This window comes from Bacteroides caecigallinarum, from assembly GCF_016901995.1.
In the GTDB taxonomy this organism is placed as follows: domain Bacteria; phylum Bacteroidota; class Bacteroidia; order Bacteroidales; family Bacteroidaceae; genus Phocaeicola; species Phocaeicola cellulolyticus.
On sequence record NZ_JACJLE010000032.1, the window covers coordinates 24,492 to 46,780 of the forward strand.

Below are 22,289 nucleotides of genomic sequence, written 5' to 3' on the forward strand. Positions count from 1 at the left end.
AAAATATCAAAAAAAGTCAAAGAAGCATTTCTTCATCGTAACGATAAACTTACATGAAGGAGGTTCTCACCTCCTTCCAATACCTAAATACTAAAAGAACATTTTTTAGCTTTAATCAACATTCAATCCTTCAACAACAACCAATTGATTTTTTTCAAGTTTTTTATCCAATTTCAACATCCTTCTTTCACCTGGTAATAAATTAAAATATCCTTCTGAGAATATTACAGGCAATATATATTCATCTTTAGCAATATCCTTTAATGACAATTTGATGCCAACAGCGAGTCTATTACTTTTATTTACAACTTCAATAATTGTATTATCATTATTTATTTTCTTAATCAATACAGCAACATTAGCACTTCCAATAGAAAACAAACTATTCCTACATATTTCACCAGATGTATTTATCCAATAATCATTTATTGAAACATCATTCTTATTTTTTCCAATAGTCAATCTAAGTAAATATAAACCTTTCTTTATATCCAAGCCACTGATATCAAACTGTTCATTGACAGTATCACTTTCGATATCGATTTTTTTATCATCACTCATAACCAACTTTCCATCCAAATTGAATATTTCATATTTCAAAATGACATTTCGATGGTAAGAAGACATATTAATGCTTTCTATCTTCTTTGTAACCGGATTATATTGCAAATGCAGTGATTCACAAGCTTTTTTACATCCGTAAAATGCACCTGTAGTTTCTCCGTCCCATGTATATGTCTGCCATATCGTACTTGGCCATGCCGGATGGCTCATCCATAGCAATACACCAGTAGTATTTTTCCACATTTTACTATTCCATCCCTCAAATATCGCTCGATAACTATCATATCCCTGTATCTGTGAAATATTACAAAACATTTTTGCATCCAAAGACTTGGTATATACACTATCTATGTATGCCTGATATTCAGAGAAATTTGGCCACTCAGTAGTATGCCAGTCGTGATAACACCATACATCACCAATTAGCCACAAGTCTTCTTTTGACATAAACTTATTCAAAGAACGATATGTAGGTACAGAGAATGTACCTACTTCACTGGCAAAGCCATCGGATTTTTTAAAGTAATAGTCATCAGTCTTAAAATCCCATGGTCCACTATTCACTGAGTTAATCAAACGAGAATTCCCGATATAATATCTAGTTCCATCGTATTTAACTAACATATCTGTAATCTCCTTCTCCAATTCAAGCGGAGCAAATCCTTCATTCCTAGGACACCAAACAGCTATTGATGGATGATTTCGATACCTAATAATTACTTCTCTAACATTTTCAAGGAATAATTTATTATCAAGAGGAGCTAGATTATATCCTTCCGTTGACATCCAGAAATCATTAAAAACCAACATTCCATACTCATCGCATAACTCATAAAAAGAGGATTGGGTACTTTCTCCTGTCCAGTTCCTTATCATATTAAAATTTTGAGCTTTATGCAGTTCAAAATATTTACGTAGATCTTCCTTCCTTGCTCTTTTCATTGCATCATCCATTCCCCAATTTCCTCCTCGACAAAAAATCTTTCTTCCATTAACTTTAAATACGATATATGGATGATTGCCTTCGGAAAGACTTACACCTGAAGAATTAACATCACAAAGAAGTTGTGGAACAAACATACCACCACTAATGCTTTTTCTGTTTATCCTATCTATAATTTCACGATTTGACTGATATGCATCCAATGGATTCAAGTTAATTCTTTGAATTTCATTTTCTAATGTATTTACAGCTAATTCATATTCTAATTCACGAATACCAAATCTTACTGTTTTATAATCGTCCCAACCATTCTTATCAGAAGTCTTTACTTCAAGAGTATATAAATTCTGTTTGCCATAACCATTCGGCCACCATAAACGAGGATTCTTTATAATCAACTTCTCAACCTCATCACCACTCAAATGAATTTTCTTTTTACCATTAGCTTCTACAAAAAACTTCTTCTCAAAATTAATATCATCAATTTTGAAATTAACAGTTGCTTCCTGTGACTCAGAAGAATGGTTTAATAAATCCATTTCAATAATAATTTCAGCCTTTGTTGTATCAGGCAATGCAATGTCAGTCTTAACATATATATTTTCAGATGAAACATCACCAAATGAACTTAATACAATATCCTGCCATATACCAATATTACGATCTTTCATTGCTGGCATCCAATCCCAACCTTCTGATGAAATAAATGTAGGACCATCAAGACATAATGCACCACCATTAGGACCCTTTATTGCTCTTGTAGACTGTTCATGCGGTATTCCTGGGTTATGTGGAGGTATAATTTTTACGGCAAGAATATTTTTACCATCATAATTTAAAAATTGGATTACATTAAAAATACCTCTTGAGAAAGCCCCGTTTATATTACCCAACAAATGATTGTTCAACCAAACCTGAGCCTTATAATTTATACCATTAAAAGTAATAACGTGATTAGTTGTTCTCCGTATATTGTCAGGCAATACAAACTCTGTCCTATACCACCAATTCATTCTACAAATAGAATCTGGAATTAAAACATTGTTTATACCCCAATATGGGTCCGGATATACACCATTATCTACCAATGTAGTTAAAACAGTACCTGGAACTGTAGCTTTATACCAATCGGATAAATCCAAATCACTATTCAAAGGTGATACATTATTTTTTAATATATCAGTTTCATTTGACATAATACCAACTACTGTTTATGACATAGTTGCAATTATCAAGCTTCGAAATATTGTTATTAGCAACATTTTCATCTACAGTTTTTAATCGCAGATCTTTTTTTTGACACCTTGAAATTGGCAAATCAGAAGAAATCTGTTTTTGAGACAAGCCAAAATTCAACTGTGCATAGATATTAGAATAAATAAAAAGCTCCAACAATATACAAAACAAGTATTTAGTTCTCATAAAATCAATATAATTATAAATTTTTCCTTACAACTTTCCAATCTACAACTTGGTCATTTTCTAACAATCTACTTTTTAGTTCTCCGTAAGGTACATTTTGTACCTTTGTACAAAAATCAATTGCCAACACAGCAGCAATAGCTGCTGACTGCCCTAAAACCATATAAACAGGTTCCATCCGTATTGATCCATAAGCTGCATGAGATGAGGAAATGCAAACCGGAACAAGTAAATTGTCGCACTGATCAACCTTTGGACACAAAGATCTATAACTTATAGGATAAATATTTTCCAAACTCCAGAATGTTCCTTCATCACATAAAGTTCCATTATCATCTACATATCTGCTTACTACATGTGAATCAAACCAATACGTAGCTAATCCCACAGATTCAGGAGCTATTTCCTTTCCCAATACATTGTTTTCAGTCATTACATATTCACCAATCATCCTTCTTGCTTCCCTCACATATATTTGATATGGAAAATTATCATTATCTGTAAACTCATCTTTAGCCAGTCCCCATTGACGCATTTCATTCCTGATGTTAATAGGAATCCGATTATCATTTGCCAAAAACCATATTTCACCTAAAACATAATCTTTGTGCATCTGTGCTATTGAATCTCTAACTTTATAATTTGCTTCAGGCCAATAATAATTTGCCCCTACGAAATCAGCATGATTAGTATCTGTTTTATCATTAGGCAATGGAGTCAGTGTCAGAATATCACCTAATTTTATATCAGGATTAACTTTTATCAATCGATAAATATGTTCATACCACAATGGATTGTAATTATCAGGTTTTTCTATATTCCTTTTATTATTTTTATCTTTTGATAAAGTAAAACGATAGCAATATGCTTGCAAACGACTATCACCTTTACCAGGTTTATCTGATAACTTAGCATCAACAAACGGCAACAAACCTGAACTGGGATTACCTTCTTTTATATATGGATCTATCTTATTTTTGCTTTTATGTGCAAAACCTGAAGGTATTACACCGTTCATTGTCTCATTATATCTACTATTATCCTCCCTTCCAACAATATAATCGACTCCTGCTTGTGCCATTAAATCTCCTTCATATGTAGCATCTATAAAAACACCTGCTTCATATTCGGACCCGTTTTCCATCTTTATACAATTTATGGAATTTTGTTCTTTTACAACGCCGTTTTCTAAATCTAATCTTTCATCAAAAACAACTTTTACACCAGATTCCATAATCATCTCATCAAAAACTTTTCTTGCCACATGCGGTTCAAACATCCATTGCATTTTTAAATTGTCATCTTTACCATTCCAAAACTGATTTCCCAATTGTTCTGCATAATAATCCCACCCAGAGTTATTTTTCCACACTTTAGGATTTTCATAGTACGAATATATTCTTTGGTAAAACTCACGAGATAATCCCCCTATAGGCAAACGTTGATTGATATCAGTAGCTCCTAATCCAGAGCTGGTTACTCCGCCAATATGTTTAGATTGCGATATTAACAAGACTTTTTTATCCATACGTGCTGCTTGTACTGCTGCAGTTACCCCAGCACTAGTAGAACCATAGACTACTATATCGTATCGTTCACGAGCAAATATTGTAATAGGGAAAAAAATTAGCACTAAAATAAAAATATTCTTCATATCCTATAAATGTTCATTTTAAAGACTATAAAACAAAAATAACATGTAAATAATATTTTACAATAAAAGCCATTTCCAATTATAAATATCAGAAATGGCTTTATAGGAAATCTTTAAATTATAATTATTCTAATGTAATTTTTACATAAGGAGCATAATTATGTCTTATTGTTCCAACATTATCAATATTAGCCAACGCACCTATTCTAAAGAAATAATTTCTTCCGCTCTTAAATAAAGAAGTATTCTTATCCAAGTCTATAGACAATTCATACTGATAAGAAGGATCAACAACAGTGTTTATGCCTTCAATTTTATCAGTACTATTTTTAACATCAAATTTTACAGCTTCACCTACATGCATATCAGAAAATGCATACAGGCGTACATTTTTAACCTTCTCATCACCATTACCACCTTCAAGTTTAAACTTAGCAATAATTCTCTTTGCTGTCTTATCATAGGTAATGCTTTCATCTAAAATTCTGAGATATGGTTTTACTATAAAATTATGTTCGTTTTCTCCTTTTTTTATTTTAAAAGACTTAAATTCCTGTGGATAAAAATTTCCATTGCGCAGATACAAATCATAATCATTGGCAAAAACAAGATTATTCCTGAATTCACCATTATTCTTAATTACCCATTTTTGTGCAACAGGATCTTCATACCCCAATTCATATGCTTCGATAGTTGAACCATTCTGTAAATCTGTTTCAACATATTCATTAGTCTTTTCGTCAATAATGGCACCAAAAAAACTTGCATTAGGACCTTCAAAGTTATCTTTCATACAAGATGTCAATAAAAAAGTGCCTAAAAATAATGTTATAAGTATATTTTTCATTTTTATTTAGTATTGAGGGTTTTGTATCAAATGATTGCTTTCTACTCCAGGTATAGCCAGATAATATGTTTTTTCATTAAATCTACGTCCATTATCACGGTTATCATAATAAGTATTTGCACGTACAAATATATATTTTGGAGTATCTTCTCTCAAATCAAGGATTGGAACTAAAGCTTTACGTACTGTAGAACCATTGAATACTAGATGAGAATCTCTACGTCTTACCAAATCCCAATATCTCTGGCCTTCAAATGCTAATTCTACACGACGTTCCTTCAAAACATTTTCCAATGTCAAAGGAATTTCATCCATATGAGCAGCTCTTCGTCTTATATCATTCAAATACTTCTTTGCCAAATCAGCATCTCCTAAACCAGACTCTACAACAGCTTCTGCGTAATTCAAATAAACTTCTGGTAAACGCATATCTATAAAGTCTGTAGTTGATGCATGCAATACACCTGCAACAGACTTACTTTCTTGTAAAAACTTCTTCAAAGAGAATCCTGTTATAGAATAATTAGCATAATCAAAAACTCCAAAACTACCAAATCCAGAATATTCAGTTGAAGTTTCAGCACCATAACTATAGTAGGTTACTCCATCCTTTTCAATAACTTTATTTTCATAAATATATTGGTCACCATTCTGATCAATTATTCCTCCCTGCATAATTATTTTTTTACTTTTCCATAAACTACCAGGCAAAATAACAGAAGCAGAAAGTCTAGCATCCTTATTTAGGAAAATATCACCTACATTATCATATTTCTTATATGGTAAACTTAAATCAATACCTTCACCAGGATTAGCAACATAATAATCTTCATTACCATCAGTACGAGTTATCAGTTTTGCATCCTCACGAATACCATTTTCATCATATCCTTCATATATATCTACTAAATCAAGCACTGGACTAAATCTTCCATAAGCCCAAAATCCAGGATTTGTCTGTGCAGGATTAAAAAAGACATCAGTATTATGTCCCTGTTTTTTAGTTTGGGAACCATCAATATATCCTTTAGCAAAAATCACCTCATTCAAGACTTCAGAATTTGTTGGTTCCTCAAATATCTTCTGATAATTGGCTGCAGCTTCTTCAGCAGAAGATGGCAAAGGTTTATATAATGATTTTCCTGAATTCTTAATTAATTCTTCCGATGCTTCAATACATTGCTTATAATAGTTATTCACATCTTCCTGAGAAAAGCCGCCTACTAATTTTTGATCAACAGCTTCACCTATCAACGGAGCTTTATCCCAATATTTGGCTACAGAAGCTGCATGTAAGGCTACACGTGATTTTAGAGCAAGAGCAGCCCATTTTGTAGCACGTTTTGTACCTTCGATAGCTTCAACTTTATCAGGTAAATTAGCAATTGCATTATCCAATTCACTCAAAATAAAATCCCAAGTCTCTTTTTCTGTACTTCTTGGTACATACATTTTATCACCATCTTCAATCTGCTGCACTTTTGTTATCAAAGGAAGTCCACCGTATCTTTTTGCCATCGCAAAATAAGTATATGCTCTAACAAAATAAGCTTCACTGAGCAAACGATCTTTTTCTTCTTGTGATATACTGACTGTCGGTACAGATTCTATAAACTGATTTATCTGACGAACAGCTCCATAGTCCCAATATCCATTAGTTATTTCTACTCCTGTACCGGCTGAATTTGTACTTTCGTCTGTATAGAAAGACACACTCCATCCTAAATCTGTCCAGTTGTTTGACTCTGTTCGATAATTAAATCCCTTTGCCGGATTATATGTAAAATCCTCTACAGGCATTTTATTATATAATGTTGCCAAAACAGCTTTTACTCCATTTACATCTTGAAAAACTTGATCTGGAGAAACCCTATCCAAAGGCTTGATATCCAAAAAATCACTACATGATGATGACAACAACATTATAGCACCACAATATATAAAAAATTTATTCTTCATATTTTTAGAAATTTATATTAAGACCAAAATTAAATGAGCGCATCAATGGATATGTCAAATCTGCTGCATATGAACCTTCTTCACGTTCTGGGTCCATATCCTTAACATCCTCACCACAGAAAGTAAACAAGTTAAATGCATTTACATATACCCTTATACCTTCAATACCCCACTTAGATGTAAAAGATTTAGGTAAAGTATATCCAAGTTCTACACTTTTTATACGTAAATATGATGCATTCAAACGCCACATATCAGTAACTAAATTATCTGTTGTTCCAGAAGTATTAGTACGCAATGCAGGCCATTTACCAGCTATCCATTCTGTGTTAGGATCGTACGGATCAGCTTTCGGATCAGCTGTATGCCATCTATCCATATACTTTTCCCAAAGAGTCGGATTACGTCCATATCCCCAAACATCATCAACCTTTGTGAACACAGTAAACAATGCAGAGCCCTGTAATAATATGTTCAAGTCAAAGCCTTTCCATGCACCATCTAAAGTCAAACCATATTGCAATGGAGGGTTTGTAGCGTATCCTTGATACTGACCTGCCCAGAATATAGGTAACTGGTCATTACCATTTATCACACCATCACCATTAGCATCTATAATCTTATAACTACCAGGCAAACATTTAGAGTTTCCAGAAGTACCACCCAACAATGGAGCTGTCTGATATTCAGTTATATCTGTATATTGACCATCATATTCATATCCCCATTCTCTTCCCTGGTATCTATCACTACCCCATGCATCTTTCCATGCTTCCATAGAACTTCTGTATGGTGCACGCTCTGTATGAAGAAGTTTCTTTCTTGAATAAACCATATTCGCACTGATTCCATAAGAGAAATCATTTATCTTATTTCTATGAGATACTACAAGCTCTATACCTCTAACCAAATCACTATTCAAGTTTTCCTGAGGGAACGAAGCGCCAAATGTGTTTGGAACAGAAGCATTTCTATAAGCCAACAATCCATCTCTATTTTTCTGGAAAATATCTACAGATGTTGATAAAAGTCCATTCCATAAATCCAAATCCAAACCAATATTTGCTGTTCTTGTTTTTATCCAAGACAAATTATTATTTATAACACCTGGAGCAACCAGACCTGATGTAAGCAAACCATCATTAAATACATATCCACCATCTATTCCTGACAATGTGTATCCAGAATAGAACTGGAACGGATTTCCCGCGTCTGCACCCATCCAACCATAAGAAGCTCGTAATTTCAGATTTGAAATTGAAGAGAAATTATCTTTTATGAATTTTTCTTCAGACATTCTCCATCCTGCAGAAAGTGAAGGGAAAAATGCCCATCTTTTACCTGGAGCATATTTATATGATCCGTCATATCTGAAAGCAAACTCAAGCAAATATTTACTCTTATAATCATAATTGAAACGACCAAGCAATGACAAAAATGCTTCTTCAACACGCTTACCACTATTAGTAAGATTTGTCAAGCTACCTTGATCCAAAATATCATTTGTATATATTTCATCATATTGACGCTTTCCTGATATAATATCCTGATTTATTTTCTTTGCTTCCCAAACCATTGTAGCTCCAACAGTATGATCACCAAATGAATTATTATAATTCAATTGTGCCTGAAAATCTTTACGAGCATACAAAGTCTGTGTAGTACTATAATTTGACAATACAGGATTTACAGCCGGAGCATCTGTTTTGTAGTCATACAAATAATAACCTTTCTGAAGAACAGAACTTACATTAACATTACCATCATAGGCTCCCAACACTTTTGCCTGCAAACCTTTAACCCATGGGAAATCATATGTCAAACTTAAAGTTGTCTGATATTGTGTATTATTCCATTTCTGATAACCATCTACATCTTCATACATCATCGCCATTGGATTATTTGATGAATGAGGCAGATTTGAATAATGTTCAGAATTAGCCAAAGTTGTAGGACCAATACCCCTATCAGCTGTTATTATAGGTTTAAAAAGCCATATATAACCAATTCTAGGAGAAGTATTATTGTCATATTTACCTGAGAAAGTAAAATCTGCAGTTAAATTCTTTGTCAACTGAGCAGTCATGTTAACCCTTGCATTATATTTTTTGTATTGTTGAATATTACTTCTCAACAATCCATTATCTTCCATATAACCCAAGCTTATATAATATTTCATTTTTTCAGAGCCACCACTGGCAGATACAGAGTGTTGTTGCTGTGTAGTGACATTCTTCAACATTAAATCCAACCAATCGTGATCTTGATAACCAGGTTCTGTACCAGCCTGCCATTTTGCCAATTCTTCATCAGAGAAAGATGGATTTACACCTGTGTTTCTATCCATTTCATTTTTCATATACCTATAAGTATATGCATCAACAGATTCACGCATAGATGTAGGACTCTTTATGCCAAAAAATCCATTATATGTAAATTTGGTTTTACCTTCTTTACCTTTCTTAGTCGTAACGATAATAACACCATTATCTGCATTCATACCATAAATAGCAGCTGATGCATCTTTCAATACAGAAATACTTTCAACATCATCAGGACTCAAGCGTTCAAAATCCGACATACCATCACGAGCAACTCCATCAATTACCACCAATGGTGAACCGAATCCTCTAATACTAACCAAACTATTATATGAACCTGGTTCAGCTGTTTGCTGACGAATCTGGATACCAGGAACTTTACCTTGCAAACTGCTAGCCAAGCTAGTAGATTTTGTTGTTAAAATATCCTCAGATTTAATTTGGGCAACCGAACCGGTAAGAGTTTCTTTTTTCTGAACTCCATAACCAACAACTACAACTTCATCCAAAAGTTCGGTATCGGTTTCCAATGTAACTTTGAAATCTGTTTTATTAGCCACAGATAATTCTACAGGTTTAAAACCTACATAAGTAATATTTAATTTTGCATTTTCATTTACTGTTAATACAAAATCACCATCAAATCCTGTAACAGTTCCATTAGTAGTTCCAACTTCCAAAACATTAACACCAATCAAAGGTTCGCCGGAAGTATCAACGACTATTCCTCGCACACTTTTCGTTTGAGCAGCAACAGATAGTGGCACTATCAAACAAAAAAACAAAAACAATAAATTAATAAAACTCTTTCGTTTCATATTAAATTAGATTTAATAAAAAATTATTATATATATTATTGCAATAATCCATTAAAATATTTTGCTGCATAACTTAATGTTCCATCTGGTCTTATCAACCAAAATCCACGCATTTCATCAGTCTTGCGCACATCATTCAAAGAACGTAAAGCTTCATCCTTAGGTTCATTACAATATAATTCCCAATGTATAAGATATGGAACATCCTGAGCTAAACATACTGCGACATAAGTATCCCAATTCTTTACAATTTTATCTTCTTCCATCAAACCTGGATATCTCTGTTCGGGAATACCTATTTCACCTAAAAATACTTTTTTCTGACCTTTCATATATTCTGTAGGATTCATATTTTCTTTAATATAGCTTATACCCTTATATAGCATCAGACCATTATCAATACCTGTTGTACTAAGAGCATCATAACATGACCAGGAAACCATATCAACTTTAATACCTGGCAAAACATAATTTACTATACCTGGAATTCCATTCATACTGTCCATTACTTTATTAGCTTCAACAGCATGATATACTTTACACTTTGAGTTTGGATTTTCCATACGAGCTTTTTCAACACCATTTTGTCTCGCAGTAAACCACTTCTGCATATTATTTATACGCTGTAAAGAATCGGAAGGAACCAATACAGTACGTCTATCTCCGTCAACAGCCTGTACTAATTCTCCTGATTTACGTGACCAACGAGCATTATCCCCTGTTCCTCCTCGCATAATCCAGTCGCCTTCCCAGTTTGCCAAAACAAATTCCATTTCACGGTCTTTGTATTCATCAAGCAAATATTTTGTCAACTCATATATTTCTTGTTCTTCCTTAGTAGCTGTCTCATCAGTAGTATTTACACCTGCTCCACCTACATTCAACACAAATGTCTTAAAATCCATATCAAAACAAGCCTTATAATAAGGATGAGAAGCTAATTCCTTTAGAGTAATATCCTTTGATAAATTCCATTCTGAATTATATGGGTAACCACCTACATCTTTATAGAACCATAATTTGGCTACACCATAACCCATGTCATGTAATTTTTTGCAACCTTCTATTATATAAGGTTCCTCTGTAAAATAATATTTACCTCCAACATGAGTAGCACCTATTCTGTTCTTAAAATCACCAGGAAGAACAGCACCTTTACTAGGACGATGTGACTCAATAATTTCCAATATCTCGTTATCAGACAATTCTTTTTTATTGTCATTGCCTGAGTTACAAGAACTAAAAACAAAAATACAAGCTAGAAGATTGATTAAAATTTTGTAAGTACTTTTCATAATCTTAAAAGATTTGGTTTAACTTTATTGAACAATGCAAAGTTAGGCGTTTAATAGTTGTCTAAATTGACATATTATGCTTAAAGTATATACTATATTGCTTTATCAAAACATACTTGAATATTAGTTTTTTCAATATCAGTCAAATGAATACACAACTTCTTAAATTCATTATTAACTGTATTTTTAGTATATGGTAAATCATTCTTAAACAAAGATTCTGCACTCATTATAGAAAATACAGCCTCCGTTGGAGACAAAATTTCTACAGACAATTTCTTTCCTTTAATATTCAAAACTGCAGATTTTTTACTGTCTGAAAGGCGTATATCTGCCTTTGTATGCATAAACCAATATATTTCAGAACTTTTATTGTTACACACTACAGTATCAACAACATTTATTTTTCTTTCTGGCCTATTCATTGTAATTGTACGTGTATAATATAAGGCATCACGCAAATAACAATCAGATAAATCAACAGTATAACCAGATTTCAATCCGTCTTTAAATGCTCTTTTAAGAACCGCTTTCCCATTTTCATTTTGTTCAGGTCTAATATCCGGATTTATGACCATACAATTTTTACCTTCTGCTCTTAATCTGTAGAAATGCCATCTCCCCGGTTCTTTTTGTTTCGATAATTTATCCCAATAGTCAGGAATCGTTTTTTTGCTAAAATATCCAGGAAAAGTATAATCATCTCGTCCTAAATCACCATCGGCAAAAACTTCACCCAAAGCCTGAAGATAAAATGACCCAGCATCAAGATGACCATGATTTGCATTATTTGCTCCGCCATGCATAGCTATATACATTGCTTCATCTGAATTCCAGTTTTCCCGAATGGAGAAAAGTTCTATGCCATGTAAGTAATTATCCAATGACATTGAAACTGGAACATCATCTTTTCTCATTGCAGGTTTATAAAAGTAAACATCTTCCCAATGAGAACTTTTTTTCTTTAAACATAAATCAATATGTTTTTTAGCCAATGAATAATCATTGTAATAATCAGCAAACCATAATAATGATGCGTCTCTTCCTTTTCTTAAAGGATCATCACCGATATTGATACTAACGACAGGACCTGACATCAAAAAAGGAAACCATCCTGCTTTCTTTATACCAGGAAATGAAGTCATACCATATGTAGTACCGAGCGTGTTTTCCATTGACTGAAAAGCAAGCACTGTGTACATCAACCCATAAGACCAATACATTAATCCTTCTTCACTCTGACCATCCGGCTCAAATTCACGCAAATACAATGGTAGATTATTAACAGCTCCGCTTATTAACTCTGAACAGAATTCAGGATTTGATTCAAATATAGCCAAAGCTGCAGTAATCAGACCTCCATTACATATACCATTCCAATTATTATTAGCCTTATACCATTTCCAAACCTTTTCATTTCCTTCTATCTGACTTTTTCCCGGAGACAATGCTTTTTCAATTAAGGCTTTACGAATCATACTTTTCTCATCGTCAGACAAGTAATCATACAATCCATCATACACAAAAGCAAATGCATATGCTCCAATGCCGGTGTCAAGAAAATGTCTCTCAGCCCCCCAATCAGGGTAATCAGCAATAATCTTACATTGCTCAACAGCACGTTTAGCATATTTTGTATCACCTGTCATCTGATACATAAATATCAGATTTGGAACTTGTACAGCAAACTTATGAATAGAAGGAATTCGTAATCCAGCTTCATCCAAATGATAATTTAAGAATGGTGAAGATAGAATTTCATCTGCTTCCTTTTTTGAGTTATTATAATTCATCAAAATAAATTCATCACCTTTTTCTCTTAATATTCGAAGTTCATTTAAAGTCTTATCTGTATAAAAAAGACGGGGATGAGATTCTTTTACAGATTTTGTTTTAAAATCAGACAATATTTTGTCAGGTAATACTACTGAAACTGTATTTGAATAACAAATACTTATAGATAATATGTGTATATAAGTTATACACAGTATTATATTAAACACTCTTTTCATATATTGATTTTTACATTTTTATTTTTTCCCATTTCATACATCTCTTACCAGGTAAGACAGGAGGCAGCATGTCATCTAAACAAACAATATCACTATTGGCTATCCTTACTTCATCCAAATAATGTACAAACTTGTCCTTAAATTTCTCAGAAGATGAATCCCAATACACATATCCACCACCTTGAAAACGAATTCTTTTTTCATTCACAGAATAACGCATTGTTTTTCCACTATATGTATGATTTCCTTTATGGTCAGGTAAATTAGGAGCCTTTACTCCGTTTATAAAAAGATCTATATATCCGTCATTATTACATGACAGCTTTACTACAAACGTAAAAATATTCCATTCATTCAATCTACATCCGGAAAGTCCATAAGTATTTTGCTCATAAAAATTCTTATTGAAATTAATCAATAACTCATCTTTTCCTGGAACCGGACTTGCTATTAGCATAAAATGAGGATTCCAGGTTCCATCAGGATTAGGGTCCATCCATTGTGATATAATCCTTGTACAATTATTCTTACTTCCAGACATATACAATGCATAACTAGCCCAAACAACATCTCCTTCTCTAGCTACATTCCTTAAAGCAACTTCGCTATGATGACGACCTAAAGCTCCATCATCAAGTTTTTCATTATAATACTTATCATTATATCCATATGTTCCCTGACATATAATACTGGTTTTATCCAAATATCCGAATGTATCGCATTCTAAATTACGACAGTCACTCTCATTATGGGGCTTTACTTTATAAGATTCAATTTCATCCCAACAAGAAAATGTACCTGAATTATAAAATATATGAACATCTGAATATTCGCTATTTTTACAAGAAGATAAAAACAGTAAAAACAGTAACAATAACAAACGCATAATATTTAATTTTTGGTTATACCTTCCCAATCATCTGTTCTAAAAGGAATTGCCGGTAAATTATCCACATTATATAAATTTGTATCTGGATTATCAGCCCAAGCATAGCGTAATGCAACCGGATTACTAACCTTAGGACTAGAGACAACTATACAATTGCCACAGATCACAGCATCTGCATTATAGAACTTTTTATCATCACCTGATATTGTAAATCCTAAGACCTTTGAACCTTTTGCATGCAATCCTTTTGCATGTTTAAAATAAACTTTAATAACAGAATCCTCTACCTCATAATAATCAAACTCAGGACCGGAATACTCTATATTGCCTCCATAGGCCAGATATTTTGCTTGCTTTAATAATCTACGCCCTACATCCAACTTATTTTGAGGATGAATATTGTTTTCTTCACCTATATCAATAGTTACAACCAATCCACATTTTGGTAATTTCAAAGACATAGCTTGCGCTTCTCTTAATTCAGCCCAAGCAGATTCTGTAGGTTGATTATTCTTTTTCATATAATTAGCCAATTGGACAGTTATAAACGGTAAATATCCCTGCGAAAATCCGACCCTCCAATCTTGTATCATCATTGGCAACAAATCTTTATACCTTTTTGCATATCCTGCATTATTTTCTCCCTGATACCATATAACACCTTGCATTGTAAAAGGCATCAACGGATAAATCATAGCGTTATACAACACAGTATGAGTATTATAGTAATTTTGCCATCCAGGAAGTTTTGGCTCCATGGTAGAATTAAATTTCCATTTATTATCTAACGGTATAATAATGCTATTATCTTTATTTACAAGTTTCATAGGCTCTGCTTCAGTTCCCAAATAAGCACTTCCCCAATGAATTACCACCCTTAAAGCCAGTGTGTTATTTTTCTTAAGAGAACTTGAAGATAACAAAAACCTACCTTCTTTTTTTATTAGTTTTTTACCATTAAGCCAAACATCAAGATTTTGTACATTTATATCTCCATCCAAATACAAATCCTCTTTTATCTTTTTATCTAAATTAAAATCAGTCCTCAACCAAGTAATTCCCCAATAATCATTTAATTTCATATTTGAGGTATTGATCGGATTATTTACAATACTCCAATCACTATCATCATAATTTGATTTATAGACTCTTTTATCGTATCCAATCTTGGCATTTTTTGTTATTACATCGCGCATTTTATCATTATTGATGCTCTCTTCTACCTTTTTTTGCCACTTAACACTATCAGTATCAAGTTCATCAAACCATTTAGAATACTTATCATACCCTTTAAGTATTTCAGGATTCATCCATGCCTCAATACTTGTAGCCCCCCAAGATGCTGAAATAACACCGACCGGAACTTTTAAATCCTTATATAATTCACGAGCAAAAAAATAAGCAACTGCAGAAAATTCCCCTACTGTTTCTGGTGAACATATATCCCAACTATGTCTTTCCCACTTCTTTATAGGGGAGATATGTGTTTCATGTTTTGAATTATAAAATCTGATTAAAGGATATTTGGCACCTGATTTTACGATTTCAGTAGAATCACCTACTCCATTTGATATTTTCCAAGCCATGTTTGACTGCCCACTAGCCAACCAAACCTCACCAACATATACATCTTTTAGTTCTATCTTTTCATCTCCGGAAAAAACTGAAAAAATAAAAGGTCCTCCAGCCTCAAATGATGGAAGATAAGTTTTCCAGTTTCCTTCAGAATCAGCTGTACAATTAACTTCCTTATTTTCCAATAAAATTCTTACATTGTCATGTGGTTTACAAGTTCCCCATACGCATATAGGTTTATTCCTCTGTAATACCATATTATCAGAAAATATAGATGGTAATCGTAAATATTGTGCAAATATGACATTACACAACAATATAAAATATGTAAATATTATAATTCTTGATTTCATATCCTTAAATGTTTAAATTACTCCAATCATTTGAATAGTATGCAAAATCCAAATTATGAACCATCTCTGTATCATCGGCAATCAAAGCCTTATGTCTCATATCCTTATATAAGTAAAAAGCTAACCAATACCCATGCGAATATTTCTCGAAGTCAGAACGTGGATGCATATAAAAACTGTACCATTCTGTAGTTATCTGATACAGTTTTGCCTTTTCCACAACGTTCATTGCCTTATTCCACATGTCATCAGCAACCTTTTTAAATAACCTATTCATTTCTGAATAATCTTGTTTATTCAATTCTATGATATTACAAGTGTCATCTATTCCTAAATCTATCAAAGATACTTTCTCTTCAAAATCTTGGTTTCCATCCAAATCATATTCTATCAGATCAATAAAACCATTTTTATCTGTATCTGTATATTTGACTAGCCCAAATATTTCAGGTTCTTCAGTCATCCTATGAAAAGCCCATTTATCGTAAAGTCCACCAAAACCTTGATAACAATATGCTGTTTGATCAATGCGCCAACATCCCCATTCTGCTCCATAAAGGTGAAGCCGGCCATCAAACTTTGAAACATATAAATTACCATTTCCAGAATTATCAAGATCCCATTCTCCTCTGTCTCCTATTGCATCAGACTGTGCATTATTATCTATTCCTCCTTTTCTAAGACCAATCGTGTACAAATCCTTAGGTTCATAAAATTCAACTCTTTCCCATCTATTACAATCATCATCTTCATCAAATACAAACCAACATTCATTATATTTATTATTACCCCTATCGAAAACTAAATCAAAAGCTGCATTTTGGTCAGCATAAATTAACTCTACATTTTTTCTCCAAGAATCATCCCACAAAAGTTTATTAGCACTCTCCAATCCCTTTAAGCTATTAAACGTATGTTTCTGATCAGAATAATCAAATCCTTCCCCTCTGAAATGAACACTCATATCAAAATCAAATTCCTTTCCATAAGTATTATCATTATCCAAATCCCAAGAGAAAGCTACCCAATCGATTTTCTTTGTGAATGAGATTTCATATTGATCATCAATATCATCAAATATATCTGAAGAACCATTCTTTGGTCTAAAATTAGGAGTGTCAACCAATCGTATTGTAAACTCTGTCAACCCGTCATTATCATAATCATAAAAAATAAATGGATTTTCCCAATTATAACTTATGTTATCAATATGGTAAGGAGAACCATGCATTTTAAGAAACAGATTATTTCCATGATAATCAGAGAAAAAATTAGCATGACCAATGTGTGACCAACACATTAGACGAATGGTATTCCAATCTATGTAATTAAATATACCATCCTTTTCTCCAAAATCAATCATATACATAAAATCTGCGTCCCAATCAAAATAACCTAATTTCTTTTCTGTACCATTAGATACCACCAATTGTATATCAGGAAGCATATCACCATTTTCATCTCCCCATTTTATACATAAATCCCTAGGACCAGCCCATTTCCCATCCTTGTTTCTATCAATAACAAGACAATCACCATACATATCACCTTGAGTGTCACCATAACGCATATTATCGTTATCATCAATCCACATAACAGGTATATCTCCAAAAATTGTAGTAAAAAGTACATCCGGATCTCCATCGTTGTCCAAATCTAAATAAGAGATATCATCATTATCTCCTGACATCGGTAATCTCCATGGAACAAGATTTGTATTACTATTCCAATAAGGAATAGAATCATTATTTATTGCTTGTAAATTCCAAACAATAAATACTAATAATAAAAATGTCAAACCTCTATACATAACTATTTATTTTTATATTTTTTCTCCCAAACTGGAACTTGCTTACGTAACCAAAAGTCTCTGTCTAGATTAAATTCTGTTTGTTTCATCAAATCCTTCAACTCTTTCCTTAGTTGTTTCTGTATAATTTTATAATCAGGATTATTAATAAGATTAATCATTTCTCCAGGATCTTTTCTTAAATCATAAAGCTCATCAATGTCATCATCAAGAAAACAATCCACCAATTTATATTCCTCTGTTCTTATAGCTACTTGCGTAGGACCTGCATATGGATAAGCATCATCAACAAAATACTCAAATAAGAAAGACTTTCTCCAATCTATATCCTCAGGATTATCTGATAATAATGGTAACATAGACTTTCCTTGCATGTAACCAGGTACGTCAGCTCCCGCTATATCAATCATAGTTGGAGCTATATCAATATTAAGACACATTTCCTCTACATGTTTTCCAGCCCCCAGTTTATTGGGGAAACGTATAATCAAAGGTATTCTCATGCATTCTTCATATGATATACGCTTATCCCAAAATCCATGCTCTCCCATAAAATATCCATTATCACTGGAAAATACTACAACAGTATTATCAAGCTCTCCAATTTTCTCTAAAGTACCTAACACACTACCTATAGATTCATCAACAGCAAGTAATGTTTCCAATATTTTTTTAGGAGTTTCATATTCAGGATTCCATTCAGGATCATTTTTTCCAATCTTATAGAAAGTTTTCTTATACTTTTGCCATTCTGGTTTTCCTTCAAATGTTTCCACTCCATTACCTTTAGGAGGAAGAGGCAATAACTCTTCTTTATAGCATCCTATATGTCTTGGTGCTGCTATATATGGTTCATGTACAGCCTTATGCCACAGACACAAAGAAAATGGTTTATTTTTATCTCTTTTTTTTGTCATCCAATCAATTGCATAATCTGTCAAAACATCTGTAATATATCCTTCTTTATAAAACTCTTTACCATTTTCATTTAGAGTATTTTTATAATAATCACCTTGATGCCTAAAACCTAGCCAATAGTCAAATCCAGGACGTACCTGATCTTTTCCCCACAATGCAGCTTGATGCATTTTCCCGATAAAAGCAGTTTCATAACCTGCAGATTGAAGGTAAGAAGTATAAGGTGGATATTTCTCCCAATCAGCATCAACCCTATCATCATTTTGCGTTACACCATGTTTATGAGGATACATACCTGTCAACATACAAGCCCTAGAAGGTGAACTCAAAGCCATCGTACAAAAGAAATTATCAAACGTAACTCCTTCAGACTGCAATCTGGTTATATTGGGAGTTTTAAGGAAAGGATATCTATTTGTCGATTCAATAGCATCATAAGCCAAATCATCCAATAACACATAAACAATATTATATTTGTGCTCAACTTGATTCTGTGCTACAACGGGGGTTAGCAAAGAACATCCAATAGGTAATAATACTAATAGTTTATTTTCCATAATATAAAATTTAAAGTCCAAACAAGTTTTTCATTCTTAAAAGAGCTTCAACATAATAATAATCAGCATAAGTGAGCGGCACATCTATTTCCGAATTGCCAGGATGATTACCTACACTATGTTTTAATATAAATCCACAATTCTCACCTGGTTCAGACAAATATACAGGAGAAGACAAAGCTTTTATCTGTTTCAATGCAACTTCAAGATAAATATTATGTTTCTTTTTATCAGAAACATAATTACATAACTCAAACAAAGCTGAAGACATTATAGCAGCAGCAGACGCATCTCTTTCAGCCAATGGAATTTTGGGATCATTAAAATCCCAATAAGGAATTCCATCTATAGGAAAAGAAGGATGATTAATAATATAATCAGCTGTTCTCGTTGCTTGTTTTAGATATTCTTCATTCTTCGTTTCACGATACATCATTGTATAACCATAAATAGCCCAAGCTTGCCCTCTTGCCCACACAGATTCATCTGAATATCCTTGATGTGTACCTTTATAATGAGGCAAACCATATATTGTATCATAAGATACTACATGATAACAGCTGGAATTGTCTCTAAATTGATTTTTCAATGTAATATCAGCATGCGAACATGCTATATTTTTATATATAGCATTTCCACTATTTTTATAAGCCCACATTAAAAGCTCAAGATTCATCATATTATCTATAATTACCGGGCATTGCCATCCACGATTTTTATTCCAATCCTCAATATTCCACGACTGAATACAACCATTTAGTTTACGATAACGTGTAGATAACGACTTAGCTGCATTCATTAAAATATCTCGTTTATTTTTATCCGGAACCAACCTTTCTGAATTTCCGACGCTACAATATATCATAAAACCAACATCATGATTACTTGTAGTATATTGTTCCACTTCTACTCGCTTTGTATATTCTTCTGCATATTTTCTTATTTCTTCATCACCTGTAGCTTCATACAAAAGCCATAACGTCCCAGGGAAAAAGCCAGATGTCCACCAAGATGATTTTGAAGACAACAGCTTTCCATCATGATCTATACTTTTAGGCAACTGATCAAGCTTATTTAAAAGTTTTTCAGACATCATTTTACACTGATATTCAGCTACATCAATACTGCGAGAATATAACTTTTTCAAATTATTTGTGGAATATGCACTCTGAAAAAACGACAGTATTAAAAAGAAGAGAATTTGTTTATTCATATCAAGATAATGTTTAAATAATAAAGGTCTATTTCATTAATGCAAAGATATGAACCGATTAAATTATAATAATACACTTTACTGCAAAAGGATGATATTATTTTGCTCATATATTGTTTTATTAAAGTTTTTACACTAATATTGCACAATAATCAAAAAACAATGACCATGAAACAAATAATACGTGAAATAACACCGATTAATAACGATGATTTTTTTATCATATTAAATCATCCTAATGCATCATTTGATTTTCCTACGCACTATCATTATGAGTATGAAATTAATTTAGTCATAGATTTTAAAGGGAAAAGAATTGTCGGAGATTCTATAGAGAATGTCTCAGGCACAGATTTAGTTTTAATTGGTCCAAATACGTTTCATTCATGGGAAAGTACCATGGATTTTCATACACATGTAATTACAATACAATTTAGCCACGAATTGTTCAGCAATTCATTTCTAAACAAGAACTTATTCAGACCTATAAAAGAACTACTTTCTGCATCAGACAAAGGAATTGTATTCTCTGAAGAAGACAAAAGGAACGTAATACCGTTACTACTTTCTTTGGCTGATAAAAAGGGATTTGATACTATTCTAGATTTTATGAATATATTGTACCAACTTTCAAAATCAACAAACAAAAGATTATTGTGCAGCCCTAACTTTACACAAAACCATTATGAAATAAAAAGTCGGAGAATAAAAATTGTTCACCAATATATTCAAAAGAACTACGGAAAGAAAATAACAATAACAGAAGTTGCGAATCTAATAAACATGACAGAATCAGGCTTCTGCCATTTTTTCAAAAAAAGAACGCAAAAAAGCTTTATCGACTTTCTAAATGATCTAAGGGTTGGAGAAGCTGCCAGAATGTTATTGGAAACTACTAATACAATTTCAGAAATATCATACGATTGCGGATTCAATAATATCTCAAATTTCAACAGAATATTTAAAAAAAGGAAAGGTGTGACACCTAGCGAATTTAGAGATGAAAATATAAACAAACTGACCATATATTAAAAGAGGGTGTGTCAAAACTAAAATGACTACTCCCTAAAGTTACAGATTATAACTATAATATTTAAAAGGGGCCGTATCAAACTCTGTATTGAGTAATGATGCGGCCC

The 22,289-nt window shown here is 32.7% G+C and carries 13 protein-coding genes; 1 reads left to right on the top strand and 12 read right to left on the bottom strand.

Annotation, left to right across the window (positions count from 1 at the left end; genetic code table 11):
* Positions 1-111 precede the first annotated feature (111 nt).
* The 12 genes from H6A61_RS09375 to H6A61_RS09430 all read right to left on the bottom strand — a co-directional run bounded on the left by H6A61_RS09375 (position 112) and on the right by H6A61_RS09430 (position 21,150).
* Positions 112-2,703, bottom strand: coding sequence for a glycosyl hydrolase 2 galactose-binding domain-containing protein (locus H6A61_RS09375; protein WP_204393114.1), 2,592 nt, complete (start codon positions 2,701-2,703; stop codon positions 112-114).
* 239 nt (positions 2,704-2,942) lie between these two features.
* Complete coding sequence (locus H6A61_RS09380; protein WP_204393116.1) at positions 2,943-4,583, bottom strand: FAD-dependent oxidoreductase; 1,641 nt, start codon at positions 4,581-4,583, stop codon at positions 2,943-2,945.
* A 124-nt stretch (positions 4,584-4,707) separates the two neighbouring features.
* Positions 4,708-5,430, bottom strand: coding sequence for a DUF3823 domain-containing protein (locus H6A61_RS09385; RefSeq protein ID WP_204393119.1), 723 nt, complete (start codon positions 5,428-5,430; stop codon positions 4,708-4,710).
* Between the two features lie 6 nt (positions 5,431-5,436).
* Positions 5,437-7,389, bottom strand: coding sequence for a RagB/SusD family nutrient uptake outer membrane protein (locus tag H6A61_RS09390; RefSeq protein ID WP_204393122.1), 1,953 nt, complete (start codon positions 7,387-7,389; stop codon positions 5,437-5,439).
* A gap of 4 nt (positions 7,390-7,393) precedes the next feature.
* Entirely contained in the window at positions 7,394-10,528 is a 3,135-nt protein-coding gene (locus H6A61_RS09395) for a SusC/RagA family TonB-linked outer membrane protein (RefSeq protein WP_204393124.1), read from the bottom strand.
* 35 nt (positions 10,529-10,563) lie between these two features.
* Entirely contained in the window at positions 10,564-11,823 is a 1,260-nt protein-coding gene (locus H6A61_RS09400; protein ID WP_204393126.1) for a hypothetical protein, read from the bottom strand.
* A 92-nt stretch (positions 11,824-11,915) separates the two neighbouring features.
* Entirely contained in the window at positions 11,916-13,835 is a 1,920-nt protein-coding gene (locus H6A61_RS09405) for a DUF4962 domain-containing protein (RefSeq protein ID WP_204393128.1), read from the bottom strand.
* 10 nt (positions 13,836-13,845) lie between these two features.
* Positions 13,846-14,721, bottom strand: a complete 876-nt coding sequence (locus H6A61_RS09410) for a heparin lyase I family protein (RefSeq protein WP_204393130.1) — start codon at positions 14,719-14,721, stop codon at positions 13,846-13,848.
* Between the two features lie 5 nt (positions 14,722-14,726).
* A complete protein-coding gene (locus H6A61_RS09415) occupies positions 14,727-16,652 on the bottom strand; it encodes a sialate O-acetylesterase (RefSeq protein ID WP_204393132.1) in 1,926 nt (641 codons plus the stop codon).
* A gap of 4 nt (positions 16,653-16,656) precedes the next feature.
* On the bottom strand, positions 16,657-18,462 hold the full coding sequence (locus tag H6A61_RS09420) for a hypothetical protein (protein WP_204393134.1): 1,806 nt from the start codon (positions 18,460-18,462) through the stop codon (positions 16,657-16,659).
* Between the two features lie 2 nt (positions 18,463-18,464).
* Entirely contained in the window at positions 18,465-19,937 is a 1,473-nt protein-coding gene (locus H6A61_RS09425; RefSeq protein WP_204393137.1) for a sulfatase family protein, read from the bottom strand.
* A gap of 10 nt (positions 19,938-19,947) precedes the next feature.
* Positions 19,948-21,150, bottom strand: a complete 1,203-nt coding sequence (locus H6A61_RS09430; protein ID WP_204393138.1) for a glycoside hydrolase family 88 protein — start codon at positions 21,148-21,150, stop codon at positions 19,948-19,950.
* Positions 21,151-21,318: 168 nt separating this feature from the next.
* Between H6A61_RS09430 and H6A61_RS09435 the strand changes: the two genes are divergently transcribed.
* Complete coding sequence (locus tag H6A61_RS09435; RefSeq protein WP_204393140.1) at positions 21,319-22,182, top strand: AraC family transcriptional regulator; 864 nt, start codon at positions 21,319-21,321, stop codon at positions 22,180-22,182.
* Positions 22,183-22,289 lie beyond the last annotated feature (107 nt).

What these genes read in the sequence shown, in the direction of transcription:
- H6A61_RS09375 (WP_204393114.1), bottom strand. Translation starts at nt 2,703, where the DNA reads ATGTCAAATGAAACTGATATATTAAAAAATAATGTATCACCTTTGAAT.
- H6A61_RS09380 (WP_204393116.1), bottom strand. Translation starts at nt 4,583, where the DNA reads ATGAAGAATATTTTTATTTTAGTGCTAATTTTTTTCCCTATTACAATA.
- H6A61_RS09385 (WP_204393119.1), bottom strand. Translation starts at nt 5,430, where the DNA reads ATGAAAAATATACTTATAACATTATTTTTAGGCACTTTTTTATTGACA.
- H6A61_RS09390 (WP_204393122.1), bottom strand. Translation starts at nt 7,389, where the DNA reads ATGAAGAATAAATTTTTTATATATTGTGGTGCTATAATGTTGTTGTCA.
- H6A61_RS09395 (WP_204393124.1), bottom strand. Translation starts at nt 10,528, where the DNA reads ATGAAACGAAAGAGTTTTATTAATTTATTGTTTTTGTTTTTTTGTTTG.
- H6A61_RS09400 (WP_204393126.1), bottom strand. Translation starts at nt 11,823, where the DNA reads ATGAAAAGTACTTACAAAATTTTAATCAATCTTCTAGCTTGTATTTTT.
- H6A61_RS09405 (WP_204393128.1), bottom strand. Translation starts at nt 13,835, where the DNA reads ATGAAAAGAGTGTTTAATATAATACTGTGTATAACTTATATACACATA.
- H6A61_RS09410 (WP_204393130.1), bottom strand. Translation starts at nt 14,721, where the DNA reads ATGCGTTTGTTATTGTTACTGTTTTTACTGTTTTTATCTTCTTGTAAA.
- H6A61_RS09415 (WP_204393132.1), bottom strand. Translation starts at nt 16,652, where the DNA reads ATGAAATCAAGAATTATAATATTTACATATTTTATATTGTTGTGTAAT.
- H6A61_RS09420 (WP_204393134.1), bottom strand. Translation starts at nt 18,462, where the DNA reads ATGTATAGAGGTTTGACATTTTTATTATTAGTATTTATTGTTTGGAAT.
- H6A61_RS09425 (WP_204393137.1), bottom strand. Translation starts at nt 19,937, where the DNA reads ATGGAAAATAAACTATTAGTATTATTACCTATTGGATGTTCTTTGCTA.
- H6A61_RS09430 (WP_204393138.1), bottom strand. Translation starts at nt 21,150, where the DNA reads ATGAATAAACAAATTCTCTTCTTTTTAATACTGTCGTTTTTTCAGAGT.
- H6A61_RS09435 (WP_204393140.1), top strand. Translation starts at nt 21,319, where the DNA reads ATGAAACAAATAATACGTGAAATAACACCGATTAATAACGATGATTTT.